General features: G+C 66.8%; 22 protein-coding genes and 1 tRNA gene. 20 read left to right on the top strand and 3 right to left on the bottom strand.

The features are described 5' to 3' along the window. Position 1: 1 nt before the first annotated feature. From RZN05_RS00940 to RZN05_RS00855, 18 genes are all read left to right on the top strand, one after another. The gene (locus tag RZN05_RS00940) at positions 2-1,291 is read left to right on the top strand and encodes a pyruvate dehydrogenase complex dihydrolipoamide acetyltransferase (RefSeq protein ID WP_317224753.1); all 1,290 of its coding nucleotides are present in this window, start codon (positions 2-4) and stop codon (positions 1,289-1,291) included. 10 nt (positions 1,292-1,301) lie between these two features. After that, positions 1,302-1,529 (top strand): hypothetical protein, encoded by a 228-nt coding sequence (locus tag RZN05_RS00935; RefSeq protein ID WP_317224752.1) that lies wholly within the window; start codon positions 1,302-1,304, stop codon positions 1,527-1,529. Beyond that, positions 1,522-1,923, top strand: a complete 402-nt coding sequence (locus RZN05_RS00930) for an acyl-CoA thioesterase (RefSeq protein ID WP_317224751.1) — start codon at positions 1,522-1,524, stop codon at positions 1,921-1,923. The genes RZN05_RS00935 and RZN05_RS00930 overlap by 8 nt, the downstream gene beginning before the upstream one ends. A 40-nt stretch (positions 1,924-1,963) precedes the next feature. Next, positions 1,964-3,364, top strand: coding sequence for a dihydrolipoyl dehydrogenase (gene lpdA / locus RZN05_RS00925; RefSeq protein WP_317224750.1), 1,401 nt, complete (start codon positions 1,964-1,966; stop codon positions 3,362-3,364). A gap of 658 nt (positions 3,365-4,022) precedes the next feature. Further along, the gene (locus tag RZN05_RS00920) at positions 4,023-4,700 is read left to right on the top strand and encodes an RBBP9/YdeN family alpha/beta hydrolase (RefSeq protein WP_317224749.1); all 678 of its coding nucleotides are present in this window, start codon (positions 4,023-4,025) and stop codon (positions 4,698-4,700) included. Positions 4,701-4,943: 243 nt separating this feature from the next. Continuing rightward, complete coding sequence (locus RZN05_RS00915; protein ID WP_317224748.1) at positions 4,944-5,330, top strand: MerC domain-containing protein; 387 nt, start codon at positions 4,944-4,946, stop codon at positions 5,328-5,330. 41 nt (positions 5,331-5,371) lie between these two features. Next, positions 5,372-5,830 (top strand): Fur family transcriptional regulator, encoded by a 459-nt coding sequence (locus RZN05_RS00910; protein WP_317224747.1) that lies wholly within the window; start codon positions 5,372-5,374, stop codon positions 5,828-5,830. 89 nt (positions 5,831-5,919) lie between these two features. Next, on the top strand, positions 5,920-7,842 hold the full coding sequence (dxs, locus tag RZN05_RS00905; protein ID WP_317224746.1) for a 1-deoxy-D-xylulose-5-phosphate synthase: 1,923 nt from the start codon (positions 5,920-5,922) through the stop codon (positions 7,840-7,842). A 4-nt stretch (positions 7,843-7,846) separates the two neighbouring features. After that, positions 7,847-8,254, top strand: a complete 408-nt coding sequence (locus tag RZN05_RS00900; protein ID WP_317224745.1) for a plasmid mobilization protein — start codon at positions 7,847-7,849, stop codon at positions 8,252-8,254. Next, a complete protein-coding gene (locus RZN05_RS00895) occupies positions 8,251-8,454 on the top strand; it encodes a hypothetical protein (protein WP_317224744.1) in 204 nt (67 codons plus the stop codon). The genes RZN05_RS00900 and RZN05_RS00895 overlap by 4 nt, the downstream gene beginning before the upstream one ends. Before the next feature lie 57 nt (positions 8,455-8,511). Beyond that, a complete protein-coding gene (locus RZN05_RS00890) occupies positions 8,512-9,528 on the top strand; it encodes a COX15/CtaA family protein (protein ID WP_317224743.1) in 1,017 nt (338 codons plus the stop codon). Then, complete coding sequence (cutA, locus tag RZN05_RS00885; RefSeq protein ID WP_317224742.1) at positions 9,525-9,839, top strand: divalent-cation tolerance protein CutA; 315 nt, start codon at positions 9,525-9,527, stop codon at positions 9,837-9,839. The genes RZN05_RS00890 and cutA overlap by 4 nt, the downstream gene beginning before the upstream one ends. Beyond that, positions 9,839-10,672 (top strand): hypothetical protein, encoded by an 834-nt coding sequence (locus RZN05_RS00880; RefSeq protein WP_317224741.1) that lies wholly within the window; start codon positions 9,839-9,841, stop codon positions 10,670-10,672. Before cutA ends, RZN05_RS00880 begins: the two co-directional genes overlap by 1 nt. Before the next feature lie 135 nt (positions 10,673-10,807). Then, on the top strand, positions 10,808-11,287 hold the full coding sequence (rplM, locus tag RZN05_RS00875) for a 50S ribosomal protein L13 (protein ID WP_317224740.1): 480 nt from the start codon (positions 10,808-10,810) through the stop codon (positions 11,285-11,287). Beyond that, positions 11,287-11,826, top strand: coding sequence for a 30S ribosomal protein S9 (gene rpsI / locus RZN05_RS00870; RefSeq protein WP_317224739.1), 540 nt, complete (start codon positions 11,287-11,289; stop codon positions 11,824-11,826). Before rplM ends, rpsI begins: the two co-directional genes overlap by 1 nt. A gap of 227 nt (positions 11,827-12,053) precedes the next feature. After that, a complete protein-coding gene (locus RZN05_RS00865; protein ID WP_317224738.1) occupies positions 12,054-13,739 on the top strand; it encodes a DUF1800 family protein in 1,686 nt (561 codons plus the stop codon). A gap of 12 nt (positions 13,740-13,751) precedes the next feature. After that, positions 13,752-15,131 carry a DUF1501 domain-containing protein gene (locus tag RZN05_RS00860; protein WP_317224737.1) on the top strand — a complete coding sequence of 460 codons (1,380 nt, stop codon included), beginning with the start codon at positions 13,752-13,754 and terminating at the stop codon, positions 15,129-15,131. Between the two features lie 66 nt (positions 15,132-15,197). Continuing rightward, positions 15,198-15,629, top strand: coding sequence for a bleomycin resistance protein (locus RZN05_RS00855; protein ID WP_317224736.1), 432 nt, complete (start codon positions 15,198-15,200; stop codon positions 15,627-15,629). Positions 15,630-15,685: 56 nt separating this feature from the next. On the opposite strand, the gene RZN05_RS00850 is transcribed toward RZN05_RS00855, so the two are convergent. From RZN05_RS00850 to RZN05_RS00840, 3 genes are read right to left on the bottom strand one after another with little or no spacing between them, the layout of a single operon-like run. Continuing rightward, on the bottom strand, positions 15,686-16,432 hold the full coding sequence (locus RZN05_RS00850) for a metallophosphoesterase family protein (RefSeq protein ID WP_317224735.1): 747 nt from the start codon (positions 16,430-16,432) through the stop codon (positions 15,686-15,688). Beyond that, the gene (locus tag RZN05_RS00845; RefSeq protein ID WP_317224734.1) at positions 16,429-17,277 is read right to left on the bottom strand and encodes a diacylglycerol/lipid kinase family protein; all 849 of its coding nucleotides are present in this window, start codon (positions 17,275-17,277) and stop codon (positions 16,429-16,431) included. Before RZN05_RS00845 ends, RZN05_RS00850 begins: the two co-directional genes overlap by 4 nt. A gap of 38 nt (positions 17,278-17,315) precedes the next feature. After that, a complete protein-coding gene (locus RZN05_RS00840; RefSeq protein WP_317224733.1) occupies positions 17,316-18,803 on the bottom strand; it encodes a DUF5597 domain-containing protein in 1,488 nt (495 codons plus the stop codon). A gap of 79 nt (positions 18,804-18,882) precedes the next feature. Here RZN05_RS00840 and RZN05_RS00835 point away from each other — a divergent pair, with 79 nt between their 5' ends. Both RZN05_RS00835 and RZN05_RS00830 read left to right on the top strand, forming a co-directional pair. Continuing rightward, the gene (locus RZN05_RS00835; RefSeq protein WP_317224732.1) at positions 18,883-20,394 is read left to right on the top strand and encodes an MFS transporter; all 1,512 of its coding nucleotides are present in this window, start codon (positions 18,883-18,885) and stop codon (positions 20,392-20,394) included. A gap of 54 nt (positions 20,395-20,448) precedes the next feature. Further along, positions 20,449-20,522: transfer RNA gene (locus tag RZN05_RS00830), tRNA-Gly, on the top strand. The last annotated feature ends 24 nt before the right edge of the window (positions 20,523-20,546 follow it).

Below are 20,546 nucleotides of genomic sequence, written 5' to 3'. Positions count from 1 at the left end.
CATGTCGATCGAAATCAAGATGCCTGCACTTTCCCCCACGATGGAGGAGGGTACCCTCGCCAAATGGCTGGTGAAGGAAGGCGACACCGTGAAATCGGGTGACCTCCTCGCCGAGATCGAAACCGACAAGGCGACGATGGAATTCGAAGCCGTCGACGAAGGCGTGATCGGCAAGATCCTCGTCGCCGAGGGCACCGACAATGTGAAGGTCGGCACCGTGATCGCCGTGATCGCAGCCGAGGGCGAGGAGGTCTCGGCCCCCGCGCCGACGCCCGCGCCTGCCCCCGCCGAGAAGGCCGAGGCGGCACCCGCGCCGGCGCCCGCTCCTGCGCCGGCCCCGACGCCTGCCCCCGCACCGGCCAAGGCCGCTGGCGACGGCAGTCGCGTCAAGGCGAGCCCGCTCGCCAAGCGCCTCGCCGCCGAAAAGGGCCTCGACCTGTCCAGCGTCACCGGCTCGGGCCCGAACGGCCGCATCGTCAAGGCCGACCTCGACGGCGCCAAGCCCGGCACCGCGCCTGCCGCGCAGCCCACCGGTTCGGCGCCCGCGGCAGCCCCTGCCGCCGCCCCCGCCGAGCACAAGCCGGTCTGGTACGACGACAGCATCCCGCACGAGGAAGAGAAGCTCAGCAACATCCGCAAGACGATCGCGCGCCGCCTCACCGAATCGAAGCAGACGATCCCGCACATCTACTTGACCGTCGACATCCGCCTCGACGCGCTGCTCAAGCTGCGCAGCGACCTCAACAAGTCGCTCGAGGCGCGCGGCGTGAAGCTCTCGGTCAACGACCTGCTGATCAAGGCGCTCGGCGTCGCGCTGATCCAGACGCCCAAGTGCAACGTCACCTACACCGGCGACAAATTGATCAAGTACAGCCGCGCCGACGTCTCGGTCGCTGTCTCGACTCCCACCGGGCTGATCACCCCGATCATCCGCGACGCCGCCGGCGCCAGCGTCTCGTCGATCTCGACGCAGATGAAGGACCTCGCCGGCCGCGCCAAGGAAGGCAAGCTCAAGCCCGAGGAATATCAGGGCGGCACTGCATCGCTCTCGAACATGGGCATGTTCGGGATCAAGCAGTTCGAGGCGGTGATCAATCCGCCCCAGGGCATGATCATGGCGATCGGCGCGGGCGAGAAGCGCCCGTACATCATCGACGACGCGCTGGGCATCGCCACGGTGATGTCGGCGACCGGCAGCTTCGATCACCGCGCGATCGACGGGGCCGATGGCGCCGAGCTGATGAAGACCTTCAAGGCGCTGGTCGAATCGCCGCTGGGCATGATCGCCTGAGGCCGCCGCGGTGCGCGTCCTGATCGAAGTGGCGCATCTCGTCGCCGGGCTGATCGCCGCCGTGCTGATCGGCGCGGCGGCCGCCTGGTCCTATCCGCGCGCCACCGGCGATATCTGGCTGGTCACCTTCGCCGCAATGGCGCTGGTGGTGCTGATGGGCATCCGCCCGATCCGCCGCGCTTTTGCGATCGACCGCGCCAAGCTCGTGCGCGCAACCCGGAGCAAGACCAATGGCTGACCAAAGCCCTCCGACCAAGCAACCCGCGATCCGCGTCACCACCATGCCCGCCGACGCCAATCCCTATGGCGACATTTTCGGCGGCTGGCTGATGAGCCAGATGGACATGGCCGCCGGGCTCGTCGCCTCGCGCCATTCGCACGGCCGCGCAGTGACGATCGCCGTCGAGGGGATGAAATTCCACGCCCCCGTCGCGGTCGGCGACGAAGTGTCGGTCTATGCCGACCTCGTCCGCGTCGGACGCACCTCGATGACGATCGACGTCCAGGCCTGGCGCCGCGCGCGCCACGCCGAACAGTCGTGCCTCGTCACCCAGGCGCAGTTCGTGTTCGTCGCGATCGACGAGCACCGTCAGCCGCGGCCGGTAGAGGCCTCGGCTGGAACCCCCGCCTGAATTTCCTATCTCGCCAACGAACCAACAAGGCGCACGCAAAATGGCTGAATCCTACGACGTCATCGTTCTCGGCTCGGGCCCCGGCGGCTATGTCGCCGCGATCCGCGCGAGCCAGCTCGGGCTCAAGGTCGCGATCGTCGAGCGCGAGCTGCTGGGCGGCATCTGCCTCAACTGGGGCTGCATCCCCACCAAGGCGCTGCTCCGCTCGGCCGAGATCTTCCATTACATGCAGCACGCCAAGGACTACGGCCTCGCCGCCGACAAGATCAGCGCCGATCTCGACGCAGTGGTCAAGCGCTCGCGCGGCGTCGCCAAGCAGCTCAACCAGGGCGTCACGCACCTGATGAAGAAGAACAAGATCGCCGTGCACATGGGCACCGGCAAGCTGACCGGGAAGGGCAAGCTCAGCGTCACCGCCGAAGACGGCAAGGTCACCGAGCTCACCGCCAAGAACATCATCCTGGCGACCGGCGCGCGCGCCCGCGACCTGCCGGGCCTGCCTGCCGACGGCAACAAGGTGTGGACCTATCGCCACGCAATGACGCCCAGGGAAATGCCGACCAAGCTGCTCGTCATCGGATCGGGCGCGATCGGCATCGAGTTCGCCAGCTTCTACAACGACATGGGCAGCGACGTGACCGTGGTCGAGATGCTCGACCGGATCGTGCCCGTCGAGGACAAGGATGTCTCGGCGCACCTCGAAAAGGCGCTCAAGAAGCAGGGCATGACGATCCACACCAGCGCCAAGATCGACAAGATCGAGGCGACGGCAAACGGCATCAAGGCGACGATCACCGGCAAGGACGGCAAGCCCGCCCCCGGCGAATTCAGCCACGTCATCGTCGCGATCGGCATCGTGCCGAACACCGCCGATATCGGCCTCAAGGAACTCGGCGTCGACGTCGACGACCGCGGCTTCCTCAAGACCGATCCGGCCTGCAAGACCAATGTGGACGGGCTCTACGCAATCGGCGACATCACCGCGCCGCCCTGGCTCGCGCACAAGGCCAGCCACGAAGGCGTGATCGCCGCGGAGGCGATCGCCGGCAAGCACCCGCACGCGATGGACCCGCGCAACATCCCGGGCTGCACCTATTGCCACCCGCAGATCGCATCGGTCGGCCTCACCGAGGCCAAGGCCAAGGAAGCGGGCTACGAGGTCAAGGTCGGCAACTTCCCGTTCATCGGCAATGGCAAGGCGATCGCGCTCGGCGAGGCCGAGGGCTTCGTGAAGACCGTGTTCGACGCCAAGACCGGCGAGCTGCTCGGCGCGCACATGATCGGCGCCGAAGTCACCGAGATGATCCAGGGCTACACGATCGGCAAGACGCTCGAGACCACCGAGGCCGAACTGATGGAGACGGTGTTCCCGCACCCGACGATCAGCGAGACGATGCACGAGGCCGTGCTCGGCGCGTACGAGCGGGCACTGCATATCTGAGTGGATCGGCCAGCGACGCCCCAATCGGCGGATTTAGCCCTTCCCAAACCGTCATCCCGGCCTTGAGCCGGGGTCCCGCTACCCTTTGCGGACAGAAGAAGCGGGATCCCGGCGCAAGGCCGGGATGACGAAAGGAGCAACTCAGCCACTGCCCGCGCCAATCCGCGACCTTGCAATGTAGGATTTCGTCTGCTTGCCTCGAGCGTTCGGTTCGCCGGCCGCTTTTTGATATCGTTCGAGCGACTCGTCCGTGCACGGACTGCCCGGGTCGGGAGAGATGCGCGCGGTCAACCTTCTGTGCTCCGGCGAAGGCCGGAGTGTTGGCAAGGAAATGAACTGCACCTCCAACGCTCCGGCCGTCGCCGGAGCAGGAGGCGTTCCGCAACTGTCATCCCGCCTGGGGGTGCGAACCTGCCGCACGAGTCAACCGCCCCGAAAGCGACGCTCAGTAAAATCAATGACTTACCGAATCAGCCACGCTCGCAAAACCCGCTTTCGAGTCAACTTCGTCAACCGCCCCGGCCTATAACCCGGCCGCAAACCAGCATCCGATCGCCCCGCCGCACCTCACCATCAACCCGGCGCAGCCGCTATTGCCCACTAACTCGATAGGATATAAATCGAGACTCCGGCCACCCTCCGGGTTGGAGTGGAATATATGTCTATCTTTTCGCCTCTCGACGATCAGTCGCCGATCATCCTCACCGTCCCCGGGCTCGGCGGCTCGGGCCCTTCGCACTGGCAGACGCTCTGGGAGCAATCGCGCCCGGACACCCACCGAGTCGAGCTCGGCATGTGGGAAACGCCGCATCGCAACACCTGGGTGACCAAGCTCGACCAGGCGATCCGCAGTGCCCAGGCACCCGTGGTGCTCGCCGCGCATAGCCTGGGCTGCCTTGCCGTCGCCTGGTGGGCCGAGCTCTCGCCCCAGCCCTTCGGCTGGCCAGTCGCCGGCGCGCTGCTGGTCGCCCCCGCCGATGTCGACCGCGAGTCGGTGCGCCCCGAACTCGCGGCCTTCCAGCCGACGCCGACCAAGCCCCTGCCCTTCCCGTCGATCGTGGTGGCAAGCAGCGACGATCCCTGGGTCGATCCCGAAAAGGCGCGTGCGCTCGCCGGGGGCTGGGGCAGCTTCTTCGTCGATGCCGGGCCGCAGGGGCATCTCAACGCCGCCAGCGGCATCGGCTGGTGGGAGGAAGGTCAGGCGCTGCTCGATCGCGTGCTCGACGCCGCGGCCGACCGCACCGGCAAGGTCCGCTCGGCCAACGAAGCGCGGACGCTGCTCGCGGTGAGCGCCACCGAGGCCGCGCAGGCGCATTATTATGGCGAGCGCGCCTGACCCTGTTCGAATCGGCGCAGCAAACGTCCGCACCGGCGCAAGGCGAGTGGAAATCGCCGCGTGCCATACTACATAGTTAAGTAGCGGGCGTGGCCGGGTGGCGTGCCCTAGAGCGTCACCCGGCCTACCCGCACCGGGCAAGGCCCCTCCCCGCAGCGCCGCTGTTCGTCATTCGCGGCGAAAGACAATCTTTTGTCGAATGATATATTGTACCCTCGCCTGTTCGAGCGTATATGCTGGCCCATGCCGGTGAGTCTTCCGATATCCCGCTTCTGGAGTGGGTTGGATGCCAGCTTCGATCGCATCGCGATCGGGCTCAGCGGGCTGTGTCTCGTGCATTGCGTCGCGACGACCGTGCTGCTCACCGTCCTTTCCTCCGCCGGCGCCTTTCTCCACCCGGCGATCCACGAGATCGGCCTCGCTCTGGCGATCGTCTTCGGCATCATCGCGCTGGGCAAGGGCGTGCTCTCGCACGGCTATATGGCCCCGGCCTTGGTCGGCGCGTTCGGCATCGGCATCATGGCCGGCGCGCTGACGCTGCCGCATGGCGGGTTCGAGATCCTCTGGACGCTGATCGGCGTGAGCCTGGTCGCGCTCGGCCACGACCTCAACCGCCGCGCCACCTACTGAGGCAGCTTGCCGCGGGGGCCCCGGCTCCCTAAATCCATATCATGCACGCGCACGATCATCATGAGCATGCGGGAAGCGATCTCACCCGCGCCGCGCAGACCACGCTGGAGAAGTCCGGCGAGCAATGGACCGCGATGCGCGAGCGCGTGTTCGAGGCGCTGGCCGGGTTCGACAAGCCCGCCTCGGCCTATGACATCGCCGAGGCCGTCTCCAAGGCCGAAGGTCGCCGCGTTGCCGCCAACAGCGTCTATCGCATCCTCGACCTGTTCGTCGGCTCGAACCTCGCCCGCCGAGTCGAGAGCGCCAACGCCTATATGGCGAACACGCACCCCGATTGCCTGCACGACTGCATCTTCCTGGTCTGCGACAGTTGCGGCCAGACCACGCATATCGATGACGACACGATCACCAAGACGGTGCGCGCCGCGGCCAAGGATACGGGGTTCTCGCCGGTCCGCCCGGTGATCGAAGTCCGCGGCAAATGCGCCGACTGCGAATAGGCCTTCGCGCTCGCCTGCACGGAAACTCCACGACTTTTCGGCGATTCGAGCGTTCGACTTAGTCGAACCACTCGCGTAAGAGGCTGGTGATGGCCGATCTTCCCAGCACGCCGTTGCTCGACACCGTCGACACGCCCGCCGACCTCCGCAAGCTTGCCCCTGCCGATCTCCGCCAGCTCGCCGACGAGCTGCGCGAGGAGACCATCTCGGCGGTGGGCACCACCGGCGGGCATCTCGGCTCGGGCCTCGGCGTCGTCGAGCTGACGGTCGCGATCCACTATGTGTTCGATACGCCCGGCGACAAGCTGATCTGGGACGTCGGCCACCAATGCTATCCGCACAAGATCCTCACCGGCCGGCGCAATCGCATCCGTACGCTGCGCCAGGGTGGCGGGCTGTCGGGTTTCACCAAGCGCAGCGAGAGCGAGTTCGACCCGTTCGGCGCCGCGCACAGCTCGACCTCGATCAGCGCAGCCCTGGGCTTCGCGATCGCCAACAAGCTCAACGACAAGCCCGGCAAGGCGATCGCCGTGATCGGCGACGGCTCGATGAGCGCAGGCATGGCCTATGAGGCGATGAACAACGCCGAGGCGGCGGGCAACCGGCTGGTCGTCATCCTCAACGACAACGACATGTCGATCGCCCCGCCGGTGGGCGGGCTTTCCGCCTATCTGGCGCGGACCGTGTCGTCGTCCAATTATCTGGGCCTGCGCAGCTTCGCCAAGCGCGCGATCCGCCGCATCTCGAAGCGCGCGCACAACGCCGCGGAAAAGGCGGAGGAATTCGCCCGCGGCATGGTCACCGGCGGCACGCTCTTCGAAGAGCTCGGCTTCTATTATGTCGGCCCGATCGACGGCCACAATCTCGACCATCTGATCCCCGTGCTCGAGAACGCCCGAGACAGCGAGCACGGCCCGATCCTCGTCCATGTCGTCACCAAGAAGGGCAAGGGCTACGCCCCGGCCGAGGCGTCGGCGGACAAATATCACGGCGTCCAGAAGTTCGACGTCATCACCGGCACGCAGGACAAGGCGCCCCCGGGGCCGCCCTCGTACCAGAACGTGTTCGGCGAGACGCTCGCCAAGCTCGCCGAGACCGATCCGCGGATCGTCGCGATCACTGCGGCGATGCCCTCGGGCACCGGCGTCGACAAGTTCGCCAAGGCGCATCCGGCGCGCGCCTTCGACGTCGGCATCGCCGAGCAGCACGCCGTCACCTTCGCCGCCGGCCTCGCCGCGCAGGGCATGCGGCCGTTCTGCGCGATCTACTCGACCTTCCTCCAGCGGGCGTACGACCAGGTCGTCCATGACGTCGCGATCCAGAACCTGCCGGTCCGCTTCGCGATCGACCGCGCCGGGCTGGTCGGCGCCGATGGCGCAACGCATGCCGGCAGCTTCGACGTCACCTATCTGGCGACGCTCCCCAATTTCGTCGTGATGGCCCCCGCCGACGAGGCCGAGCTGGTGCATATGACCTATACCGCGGCGCTCCACGACAGCGGCCCGATCGCCGTCCGCTATCCGCGCGGCAACGGCACCGGCGTCGCGCTGCCCGAGAGTCCCCGGCAGCTCGAAATCGGCAAGGGCCGGATGATCCGCGAGGGCAAGACCGTCGCGATCCTTTCGCTCGGCACGCGCCTAGAGGAGGCATTGAAGGCCGCCGACATGCTCGAGGCCAAGGGCTTGTCGACCAGCGTCGCCGACCTGCGCTTCGCCAAGCCGCTCGACGAGGATCTGATCCGCAAGCTGCTGACCTCGCACGAAGTCGCGGTGACGGTGGAGGAAGGCGCGGTCGGCGGGCTGGGCGCACATGTCCTGACGATGGCCAGCGACCAGGGCCTGATCGACGCCGGCCTCAAGCTGCGCACGATACGCCTGCCGGACGCGTTCCAGGACCAGGACAAGCCCGAAAAGCAGTATGACGAAGCCGGGCTCAACGCCGCGAACATCGTCGATACCGTGCTCAAGGCCCTCCGCTACAACGAAGCCGCGGCGACCGACGCGCGCGCCTGATCCATTGAAGATCTACCATGCACATGATATGTACATGTGCATGGCTACTCAACTTCATGGAGCGCGATCGAGCCGCCTCGTCGTGCTGGTCTCCCCAGCGGAAAAGCAGCGCATCGCCGCCAGCGCCGCCGCGGCGGACATGACGGTCAGCGATTATCTGCGCACCGCCGCCGAACGCTATTCCGAGCCGAGCGAAGCCGAACAGATGCTGATGCGCGAATTGCTCACGCAACTCGAAGCCGCCAACGCCAGCACCGAAAGGGCCTTCGCCGCGCTCGAGGCCCAGCAGGTTCGTGCGGAGACCTTTGACGAAGACGCGTACCGGACAAAGGTGCGCGCCGAATTGCAGGCACGCACCGACATCGATTGGGACGCACTGGGGCATGCGCTGTCGAGCGAGGCGCGCCAATGAGCTTCTGGAGTGACGCGCTCCGCGCGCTCCAGCAGGTGACCTTGCTCCAGTACAAGGTCGAGCAGGCGCTCAAGGTTGCCGAGGAAGCCCGTCGCGATTCGCAGGAGACGCGCGAGCGGCTGATCCAGCTCGAAACGCTGATCGACATCGCAATGAAGCGCCGCCCGGCCCCGCCGCCGCTCCAGCTTCCCGAAGGCTGAGCTCGCCAGCGCCTAGCTTTTGCCCCGGCCAGCGCATAAACCGGCGAAGTGCTAAAAATGACAAATTCCTTTCGCACTCGCCCGCGTGCACTCGCAAACTGGCTGTTCATCGTCGCGGCGCTGATTGTGCTGATGGTAGTGATCGGCGGGATCACCCGGCTCACCGAATCCGGTCTGTCGATCACTCAGTGGAAGCCGATCTCGGGCGTGGTCCCGCCCCTCAACGATGCGCAGTGGCAGGCCGAGTTCGCCAATTACCAGCGCATCCCCGAATATCAGCAGCTCAACCAGGGCATGACGCTCGCCGGGTTCAAGACGATCTTCTTCTGGGAGTATCTGCACCGGCTGCTCGGCCGTCTGATCGGCGTGACCTTCGCGCTGCCGCTGCTCTGGTTCGCGGTGCGCCGCCAGATCCCGAGCGGCTATGGTCCGCGCCTCGTGGCGCTGCTCGCCCTCGGCGGACTGCAGGGCGCGATCGGCTGGTGGATGGTCCAGTCGGGGCTCAGCGTGCGCACCGATGTCAGCCACGTCCGCCTCGCGGTCCACTTGTTGGTCGCGTTGTTCACACTGGCCGGTATCGTCTGGACCGCACTCGATCTGCGCGCGCTCGCCCGCGATCCGCACGCACGCCCGGCCCGGCTGACGGGCCTAGGCATAGCAGTCAGCACGATCCTGTTCGTCCAGCTGCTTTACGGCGCCCTCGTCGCCGGGCTCAACGCGGGCCTGGTCACCGATCAATGGCCGCTGATGAACGGCAGCTTCTATCCCGGCCCCACCGTCGCCGGCCGGCCGTTCCTCGACGCGCTGTTCAACGATCCGGCGATCGTCCATTTCGTCCACCGCTGGTGGGCCTGGGTGACCGTCGCCGCCCTGGTCGTCCTCGCCCGCGCCACGCGCCGTATCGACCGCCGCGCCTCGATCGCGATCCACAGCGCCTTCGGCACGCAGATCCTGCTCGGCATCGCCACGGTGATGTCCAGCATGAACCTCCCGCTCGCCGCGCTCCACCAACTCGTCGGCGCGCTGCTCGTTGCCGCAACCGCCTGGGGCGTCCACGCCATGGGTCGGCGATGAGCGATATCGCGCTGCTCCATTGCACGTTCCCCGATCGCGCCGAGGCCGAGCGTGTCGCGGAGGCGGTGGTGGCGGAGCGTCTCGCCGCCTGCGTCAACATCCTCGCGCCGTGCCGCTCGATCTATCGCTGGCAGGGCGCGATCGAGCGCGCCGACGAAGTTCCGGCACTGTTCAAGACCATGCCCGCGCTCGCCGAGCGGCCGCGCAAGCGGATCGAGGCCCTGCATTCCTACGACCTGCCCGCGGTCGAGACCTGGCCGGTCGCCGCGCGCGCTGCGCTGAGCGGCTGGGTAGAGGCAGAGACGGACTGATGCTCATCGCGGCGGTGCTGCTCCAGGCGGCGGTGGCCGCGCCGGCCTTCGCGCCGCCGCTCGACACCCCGCTGCGCATCGTCGCCGAGCGCATCGAAACCTCGCCCGTCGAGCGCCGCTATCGGCTCGAACGACTGGTCCGCTTCCACCGCGAAGGCGAGGGCTATCGCGCCGAAGCAGTGCTGCTCGCCAATGCAACCAGCGGTCCCGAGGCACTGGGCAACCTGGTCGAGCGTGGCCTGACGGCACTCGCCGGGCGGACCATCGTGCTCCACCTCGATTCCCGTGGGCAAGTTATCGAAGTCGACGACATGGCCGCACTTTGGGAAAGAGTCTGCGCCCATATCGCCGAAGCGGTCTCCTCCCGGCGCAGCCTGTCGCCGGACGAATCCAGCATGCTCGCCACGCGACTCGTCGCGCCGCTCCGCGCACTGCCCCCCGATCGCCGCCGCGCGCTGCTCGCAACGCTGGTCACTGCAGCGATCACCGCCGACCCTGTCGAGGCACCCGGCGCCACCGCGGCAGTCGAACTCCCCGGGACTTCGCCCTTCGGCACCCCGCTAACCCTCGCCGGTACGCGCCGCACCGAAGCCGCCGGCAGCCTGCTCCGCATCACCACCACCGCCACGGCGACCGTCACGCTCCCACCCGAAGGCCCGGCCCCCGCCCGCACCGGCTCGGTATCGCTAAAGCGCATCCGCACCGTCGACCCGCGCACCGGCCTGCTCGCCACCGCTACCGACACCGTCCGCAACCTCGCCGGCACGCGCGAAACCCGCCTCGTCACCCACACCAGGGTCGAGATCGCCAGCCCTTCGGCCTGGCCGCGCTAGCCCATGGTATTATAATACCCGTCAGCAAACACGCCGATTTGCTTGACTTTCGAGTGCCCTTTCGCCAAACGACCGCCAACCGCGCTGGCCGCAAGGCTGGCGCGCTTGCGTTTAAACCTCGAAAGGTCACAGGCCATGAAGGCGCTGATGAAGACCACCAAGTCGGTGAAGCCGGCTGAGGTGGAGAAGAAGTGGCATATCGTCGATGCCGACGGCCTGGTGGTCGGTCGTGCGGCGACGATCATCGCCAACGTGCTGCGCGGCAAGCACAAGACCAGCTTCACCCCGCACGTCGATTGCGGCGACAACGTCGTCGTGATCAACGCCGACAAGATCCGTTTCACCGGCAAGAAGCTGGCGAACAAGGTCTATTACAAGCACACCGGCTATGCCGGCGGCATCAAGGAAATCACCGCTGCCAAGGTGCTCGAGGGTCGCTTCCCGGAGCGCGTGCTCGAGAAGGCCGTTGAGCGCATGATCCCGCGCGGCCCGCTCGGACGTCAGCAGATGCGCAACCTGCGCATCTTCGCCGGCACCGAGCATCCGCACGCCGCGCAGAACCCCGAAGTCCTCGACATCGCGTCGATGAACCGCAAGAACAAGGTGGGCGCATAATGTCCGACAACCGCCAGTCCCTTTCCGATCTTGGCGCTATCGCGGCCGGTGAAGAGCCCACGGGCGTTCCGGCCAGCGCCGACGAGTATCTGAACGCACCGGCCGCAGCGCCCGTGTCGAACACCCCGCTGCGCGAGAAGATCATCGACAGCCTCGGCCGTTCGTACGCCACCGGCCGCCGCAAGGACGCCGTCGCCCGCGTGTGGATCAAGCCGGGCACCGGCAAGATCACGATCAACGGCCGCGACCAGGAAGTCTATTTCGCGCGTCCGACGCTGCGTCTCGTCATCAACCAGCCGTTCGGCGTTGCCGATCGCGAGGGCCAGTATGACGTGGTCTGCACCGTCAAGGGCGGCGGGCTTTCGGGCCAGGCCGGCGCAGTCAAGCACGGCATCAGCCAGGCGCTGACTCGCTACGAGCCGGTGCTTCGCGCCCCGGTCAAGGCAGCAGGCTTCCTAACCCGCGACAGCCGCACGGTCGAGCGCAAGAAGTACGGCAAGGCCAAGGCTCGCCGCAGCTTCCAGTTCTCGAAGCGCTAAGCGGTTCTACCCAGAACAAGCGAAGGGCGGTCCGGCAACGGGCCGCCCTTTTCGTATCTGCGCGCGCCTCCCTATCCGCATGAAGCGCTGATAGGGCTCACCCAACGGCAATCGTAAACGTCTTCCTAAAATTTCCTTAGGTATTCCTACAACTTGTCCGGTTAACCCCGTCCATCTATTCATAAGGATGCAGGTTGCGCGTGGGCGCAGCGGCGGGGGATCATCCAGTGTTCAGACCACGCGTATCGGCTGCGCTCGGCGTAGCGCTCCTCTCTGTGCTCTCGGCTTGCGACGGCGGCGGCAGCACCGGCGGTTCCGCCAGCGGCGGCGGCCTCGTGTCGGTCACCCCGGCCCCCACACCCACCCCCAGCTTCACCGAAGCCGATGCCGTGCGCCTCGCCAAGCAGGCGAGCTTCGGCCCGACGCCCGCTCTGGTCGCCAAGATCAAGGATCTCGGCGTCAATGGCTGGCTCGACGAGCAGTTCGCCGCGACCGGCAGCACCTATGCCGACTTGACCACCGCCGTCCGCCGCGACTTCTGCGCGAGCGGCGACACGGTCTGCTCGCGCCAGCATTGGTCGCGCACACCCGTCGCGATGCGCTTCTACGCCGATGCCGTAATGGCGCCCGACCAGCTTCGCCAGCGCACCGCGTTCGCGCTGGGCCAGATGATCGTCGCCTCGGAAACCGAAGTGAATTCGGCCGCGGGCATCGCCGCGTTCAACCAGATTTTCCTCGACAATGCCTTCGGCAATTTCCGCGACATCCTCGCCAAGGTGACGATGCTGGGGTACATGGGCGACTATCTCGACATGGCCGACAGCAACAAGTCGGCGCCGTCGGAGAACTACGCCCGCGAACTGCTCCAGCTCTTCTCGATGGGGCCCGACCAGCTCAACATGGACGGGACGCCGAAGCTCGACGCCACCGGCGCGCGCCAGCCCAACTACACCCCGGACGACATCAAGGGCGTCGCCAAGGCACTCACCGGCTGGACCTATGCCCGGGTCGGCGGCGCCGCGATCACCGAGGGCAATGCCCGCGACTATTCGGTGCCGATGATCGCCGTGCCGACGCGCTACGACGCCACCGCCAAGTCGTTCCTGGGCACCAGCGTCTCCGCCGGCGCCGCGCAGGACGCCAGCGTCGCCGCGGTGGTCGATGCCGCGTTCAACAACGCCTCGACCGCGCCGTTCGTGTCGAAGTTCCTGATCATTCATCTCGTCACGCCGAACCCTACGCCCGCTTATGTTGAGCGCGTGTCCGCGGTGTTTGCCAACAATGGCAGCGGCGTGCGCGGCGACCTCAAGGCCGTAGTCCGCGCGATCCTGACCGACAGCGAGGCGCGGACCGCGCCGTCGGCGGCGTCGGGCAAGGTCAAGGAGCCGGTGCTGCTGATGGCCGGCCTGGCTCGCGTGATCGGCTTCACCACCGACGGCTATGTCTTCGTCAACCGCGACACCAGCATGGGCCAGCCGGTGATGCGGGCGCCCTCGGTGTTCAACTTCTACCCGCAGGACTATCCGCTGCCCGGCAGCACCACGCTCAAGAGCCCGGCGTCGAAGCTGCTCAACACCTCGAACGTGCTGCGCTGGCACAATTTCGTCTATGAGTGGACGGTCGGGGGCGACGCCACGCGTTCGGAATTCGCGCTCGCTTCGGGGCTGCCCAATTCTTCGCTCACCCAGCCGGTGTGGAGCGAGTGGGAAACGATCGCCACCGATCTCGACGCGACGGTGAACCGCATCAACCTGCTGATGTTCGCCAACACGCTGAGCCAGCCGCAAAAGGACGCGCTCAAGGCGGCCGGTGCTGCGGTCACGCATGCCGATCCGATCGTCCAGGCACGGAAACGTGCACAAATGATGCTCTATGTCGCGGCTTCGAGCCCGCTGTTCCTCGTCGACCGCTAAGGAAGCCGACAGATGACCTTGTCACGCCGCAATTTCGTCCGCCTCGTCGCCGGCACCGGCGCGATGGCCGCGATGGGCCAGCTCGGCCGGACGAGCGCAATGGCCGCGCCCAATGGCAATTACCGCGCGATGGTCGGCGTCTTCCTGTTCGGCGGGAACGACAGCTGGAACATGGTGATCCCCACCGACGCCCGGCATGCCGCCTATCTCGCCGCGCGCGGCTCGGTCGGCATCAAGGCGCCGGCGCTCACCCCGCTGACCAACGCCGCTTATGCGCTCCACCCCTCGATGGCAGCGCTGCGCCCGCTATGGGACGAAGGTAGCCTTGCGCTGGTGCTCAACGCGGGCACCTTGTTCGCGCCGCTGACCAAGTCGACCTATCAGTCGCGCCCCGACCTGCGCCCGACCAATCTGATGAGCCACTCGGACGAGCAGGCGCACTGGCAGGGGCTGCGCGCGCGCGACGTCAGCATCGACGGCTTCATGGGGCGCATGGCCGATCGCATGGCTGCGACCGGCACGCCTTCGATGATCTCGCTCGCCGGATCGAACCTTGCGACGATCGGGCGGACCAGCTCGGCGCTGGTACTGCCCTCGACCGGGACGATCGCCCGCAGCGGCTATGCGACCGGCGGCAGCGCGGCGAACCAGGCGAAGAATGCCGCGATCGACGCGCTCGCCAACGGCGCGGGCTATGGCGCAATGACCGAGGCGACCGCACGCGATATCGTCGGTTCGTACGGCCAGGCGAACACCGCCAACACGATCATCAGCGCAACCAGCGCGATCGACGGCTATTTCGTCAATCCGACCACCGGCGCTGCGCTAACCAGCGATGTCGCGCGCCAGCTGATGCGCGTCGCCCGGATGATCGCCGCGCGCTCGACGCTCGGCCATGACCGCCAGACCTTCCTGGTCAGCCAGGGCGGCTATGACAACCATTCGGGCCAGGTGAACGGCGGCAACAACGACACCGGCACCCACGCCAACCTGCTCGCCGACCTGGCGATGGCGCTCGCCGGGTTCCACCGCGCGATGCAGTCGATCGGGATGGGCGAGAACGTCACGGCGTTCACGATGAGCGATTTCGGGCGCACGTTCAAAGGCAACGCACAGAACGGCACCGACCATGCCTGGGGCGGCAACCATCTCGTCGTCGGCGGCAACGTCGCGCCGGGCGGCATCTTCGGAGCTTATCCAGATCCGGTGATCGGCGGCGCCAACGACGTCAGCAACGAAGGCCGCTTCGTTCCTGCGGTGTCGCAGGAGGAGTATATCGGCGCGATCGCGCGCTGGCACGGCGTAAGCGACGCCGACATGCCCTACGTCTTCCCCAATTGGTCGACCTGGAGCACCGGCGGCCGCGGCCCCTTAGGGTTGTTCCGCGCTTAACGGCGTTCTTCCATACTCCTTCCATTTCACGCAGCTATCGGCGCGCAGTAGAGGGAGTATGCGTCGATGGAACTCGAGTATCGCAGCGTGACGGGATCGGAAGTGCCGCCGGAGGGGAACCACAACCTCTATCGCGTCACCCCGTTCATGCATGTCCCCGACATCGACGCGGCGGTGGCGTTCTTCACGGACATCCTCGGTTTCGACTGCCGCTTCCGCCAGGGCGCCTATGCCTATGTCCGGCGCGAGGGCGCGGCGTTCCGGCTGGTCGAGAATGTCGGCGACGACGGCGCGCCACCCGGAAACCGCCGCTTTTGCTATTATATCGACGTCCAGGATGTTGACGCCGTGGCAGCCGAACTGCTGCCCAAGGCGCCGCAACTCAACGATGGCGATCTCTACGGCCCGGTCGACCAGATCTACGGCCAGCGCGAACTGCTGGTGATGGCCCCCGACGGCAATTTGCTGGTGTTCGGGCAGGATTTGACGCGCGGCTGATTCCCGGCGCCCCCGGGGTCAGATCCGTTCGGGCTGAGGCGCTTCGTGGCACACCGCTAGAGCGCCACGCTCCCCTCGCCCTTGAACCGCGCGATCGTCTCGAAACTGGTGCCCTCCACGCGGATCTCGTTGAACGACGGTGGCTGGCTGCGCACGCGTTCGGAGAGGGTCCCCGCCCCGATCAGCCGCACCGTCCGTCCTTCGACTTCGTGCGCGATGTCGAACGGATCATGGACATGCCCGGTCAACACCGCATGCGCGCCCGCGGTCGCCAGCGCTTCGAGCGCCTTCCGCCCGTGCCGGGTCTTCGACGTCGCCAGCGTCCCCGCCTCGATCAGCGGGTGGTGCGCGGCGATGAAGACCAGGTCGTCCGCCGGCACCGCCTCGACCAGCGCAAGCGATTGCTGGAGCGAGCGCGTGCTGACATAGCCCTTCGACCAGTTGGTGCGGAACTGGAAGCGCGCAGTGGTCTTGAGCGGCACCACGCTCACCCCCTTGAGGTCGAGCGGCTTCTCGATCATCCGCTCGATCGCGACATAGCGCTTGTACGGCGTCACGAAGCGCGCCCACAGGTTGAAATAAGGCAGGTCATGGTTGCCAACCTCGACCGTCACCGGCCGCCCGAGGCTCTCGAGCCATTTCCCCGCTGCCTCGAACTCCTTCGAGCGCGCGCGCATCGTCAGGTCGCCGGTCATGATCACCGCGTCGGGCCGCTCTTCCTTCACCCTCGCACCGAACCAGTCGATCGCCTCGCGATCCTCGCGCCCGAAATGGACGTCGCTGACGTGAAACAGCCGAGTCATGTCGCGGGTACCTCTTCGTCGGTGCGCGTGGCGATGAAGGTCTCGAGGCTCTTGCCGCCGCGGATCTTCTCGTGCGGCTGGAGTGTGACGGGCTCGCCGTCGAACAGCGCCTGTGCCGGCTTGCGGCCGTGGACGCGCAACTCCTCGGTGCGCGTCTCGCTGACGGCGCGCGCGGCGACCCAGTCGCCGGTCAGCCAGTCCCAGCCGAGCTGCGCGATCGATCCCAGATCGCGCGCATCGACGCCCGCGACATGCAGGCCGTCGAGGTCGGGGGTGACAAATACCGCCTGGTAATCGTCGCCTAGCCCCGGTGCGCCCTCGATGCGAATGCCGCGGCCGTCGAAGGTCTTGCGCCAGGCAGCCTTGGCGGCACCGACCAACCGGCCGATCCGCCCTTTGCGCGCCGCCTCGCGCGCGCGTCCCCAGGCGGCAGCCGGGCCGAGGATCAGCCCGACAAAAGCGCGATGCTTGCCGGCGATGACATAGGGCAGCGCGACCCGGCGTTCGGTCTTGTGCGCGGCATGGACGATCTTGTGCGGATCGGTCTCGCTGTGCAGTCCCTTGGCGAGCAGGTTCATCGTGCCGCCCGGCAGGATCAGGAACGCGCCCTGCCATTTCTCAAGCGCGCACAGCGCCGCATTGATCGTCCCGTCGCCCGCGAACAGCACGACCGTATCGACGCCCGCGCTTTCCATTTCCTTCGGTTTGGGGAGCGGCTGATCGGGAAATTCGGTGCGGCCGGCGAGCTTTAGCCCGCTTTCTTCGAATACGGCCTCCAATGCCTCGCATTTGGCGCGGGTCGCGGTGCCGGAATTCGGATTGGTGATGAACCAGAGTGTTTCCATGCCGCCCGCAACGCACGAACCGGCGATTTGGTCGCTTCTCAGCCGTAACGATATAGCCGCACGCGCTGGACGCCTTGCGCGTCCGGCGGCAGACGCACGTGCCGCCCCTGGTGCGTCTGGTCACCGTTCAACACACGGCCCGGCACGAACCTGCCATCGACGAACCGGCCTTCCTCGACTCGGTCAAGCCCCGCCCGCCCCTTGTCGCTTGCGGGTTCGACGGTGACGGTGATCCCGCTGCCCGCGACCAGATAGTCCTCGCCGCCCAGCCACAGGATCATCCCGCCATGCTCGGCGGGCACCTGCTTGTCCTTCGGGGTCCAAGGATCGACGAATCCGACCGTGAATCGATAGCCGCCCAGCGTCGCGACCTGCGGCTTGTCGTCGACCACGCCATCGAAACTCACCGACGGCGAGAAGCCCGCGATCCGCCCGTTCGCCTGCGCGCGAGCGATCTCGGGCGTCATGCTATCGAGCAGCCAGTACAGCGCGCGCAGCTTCGCCGCCTCGGCCTCGGCAATGCTCTCGATCGAGAACGGGCTGAATCCGATCCCGCGATGCCCGGCGATCACCCCATAGGCATTGGCCGCCGCGCGAGGATCGCCGGCATTGTTCGCCTCTGGCACGAACAGCGGATTGCCCGGCTTCGCATAGCCCGCGACGATCCCCGCAAAGCTCGGGAAATAGATATCGGGCGCAAGGAAATCGATCGAGGGCGCCCCCTTGCGCCACACCTCGAACAAATGGGCCAAGGGTCCGCCCGAGGGATATTCGCCGGGTAGCTTGCCGGGCCGCCCTTGCGCGCCGTTGACGTACATCGGCAGATCGTACTGGCGCTTGCCCGCGCGGGCGACGGCCTCGGTGAAGCGCGCATAGGCGTCGGCGGTGAATGCCTCCTCCGATCCCTTGAACTTCGCGAACGCCGCATCGGCCACCGCGCCGCGCTCCCGCGCGGTCGGCAGGAAGCCGATCTCGTTCTCGACCTGGATCATGATGACGGTGTACCGCTCGCCGTCGACCGCCTTCAGATGCCGCATCAGCGCCGCGAACGCCTTGGCGTCGGCATCGCGCGTCGCGGTTCCGAACGCGGATAGGATCTCCTGCGCCCTGCCGTCAGCATCCACCGTCCGCGGGAAGCGCTTCTCGTCACGCTTCACCCAGGCGGGGACATAGGTCGACATCGAATTCTTCCAGCTGCCGAACCATAGGAACACCAGCCGCAGATCGTGCGCGCGGGCATCCTCGATCAGCCAGTCGACGCTCGAGAAATCGAACCTGCCCTCGCTCGGCTCGATCAGCTCCCAGCTTACCGGCGCGAGCACAGTGTTGAGGTGCATTGCCTTGAGCCGTGCCCAATGCGGCTGCAGCCAGGCACGCTCCGACGCGCTTGAATTGCCGAGCTCGCCGCCCAGGATCAGGAACGGCTTGCCATCGACGATCAGTTGCCCGTCCTTGAGGTGCGGGGGCTGCGCCACGGCAGGAAGTGCGACGAACAGCAAGGCGAGCGAGACGAGCAGTCGGAGCATAGGGCTTTCATCCGCCGCCGCGATGGAACCCGTCAAGCGCGCAAATCTTTGTCTCGCAAACGCAGCAAGGAATCGGACGATGTCGCTCCAGCCGCAGCCTAGCGTGAGCGAGGCCGAACGCGATCAGGCGATGCGCCAGGTCGTCACCGAAGGCGCGTTCGCCAGCGCCGCGACCGCGCTGACCAGCGGCGTCATTCTCACTGCACTAGCACTGCATCTGGGCGCGTCGAACCTCGTCATCGGCGTGCTCGCCAGCGCGCCGTTCCTCGGCCAGTTGCTCCAGGCCCCGGCGATCCTGCTCGTCGAACGGCTGCGCAAGCGCAAGCTGATCGCGGTCGCCGGCGGTTTCACTGGCCGCGCGATGCTCGCGCTGATGGCGCTCGCGCCGTTTCTGCCGGGCGATCTTGGAATTGCGGCGCTGGTCATCGCGCAGCTCGTGCTGTGCGGGATGAGCGCGGTCGGCAGCTGCGCGTGGAATGCCTGGATGCGCGACCTTGCCCCCGACGACCGGCTCGGCTGGGTCTTCGCGCGTCGTACCGCTTATGCTGCTGCGATCAGCCTGGTCGCGGGCATCGCAGCGGCGATCGTGCTCGATCGTACTACCGAAGGCTCGAGCTGGCGCAGCATCATCTTCGGCGTCCTCTACGGCTTGGGATTCCTGGCCGGGCTGGTGAGCGCTTGGCTCACCTCACGCGTTCCCGAGCCGGCGATGCCGCCACGTCCGGAGATCCAGCTCGGCCTGGTCGGCCTGCTCCGCGCGCCACTAGCCGACCAGAATTTCCGGCGCCTAACGATCTTCCTCGCGAGTTGGCAATTCGCGATCAACCTGGCGACCCCGTTCTTCACGGTGTTCATCGTCCGCCAGCTCGGCTTCGACATGACCTTCGTGATGGTGCTGAGCGCCGTCAGCCAGCTCTCCAACTTGGTCGCGCTACGCAACTGGGGAGCGCTCGCCGATCGCTTCGCCAACAAGTCGGTGCTGCTCGTCGCCGCTCCGACCTATATCCTGTGCATCGTCGGGATGATCGGTGCCTCCCAGATACCGCATGGGCCGTGGCTGATCGCGTACCTGGTGGTGCTTCACCTGTTCATGGGCTTGGCGATCGCCGGCGCGACGCTCGCCACCACCAGCATCGCGATGAAGCTGTCGCCCAAGGGCCAATCGACCGCCTACGTCGCCTGCGCCGGTCTCGCCACAGCAGTCGCGGCGGGCATTGCGCCGATCCTCGGCGGTGGGTTCGCGGACTTCTTCGCCGCGCGCCAGTTCGAAGTCCTGCTACGCTGGACCAGCCCGGAGGGGGTTGCGATCGTCTCGCCGCTTCGTCTCTCGCAATGGGATTTCTACTTCCTGATCTCGGGCGCGATCGGGCTCTATGCGATCCACCGACTGACGCTGATCACCGAGAGCGGCGAGATCCGCCGCCGCGAAATGGTGGAGCAGATGATCGACCAGACCCGCCGCACTGTCCGCAACCTCTCCACGGTCGCGGGGCTGCGCACCCTCACCTATCTGCCCGCCACCTTCCTGCGCGAGGCCGAGATCCGCGCCCGCTTCCTCCGCCGTCAGCGGCTCAAGCCGAAACCGGGCTGATCGCCACTTCGCGGATTGACCGCCGCCGCGACGCGTGGCAACCGGGCGGCTCGGGCGGGTGTAGCTCAATGGTAGAGCAGAAGCTTCCCAAGCTTACGACGAGGGTTCGATTCCCTTCACCCGCTCCATTCTTCTTATCGGAGCCTCCGCCT

It is taken from the genome of Sphingomonas sp. HF-S4 (assembly GCF_032911445.1).
GTDB classification, from domain to species: Bacteria; Pseudomonadota; Alphaproteobacteria; order Sphingomonadales; family Sphingomonadaceae; genus Sphingomonas; species Sphingomonas agrestis.
This window is presented reverse-complemented; position numbering and strand designations above follow the sequence as displayed.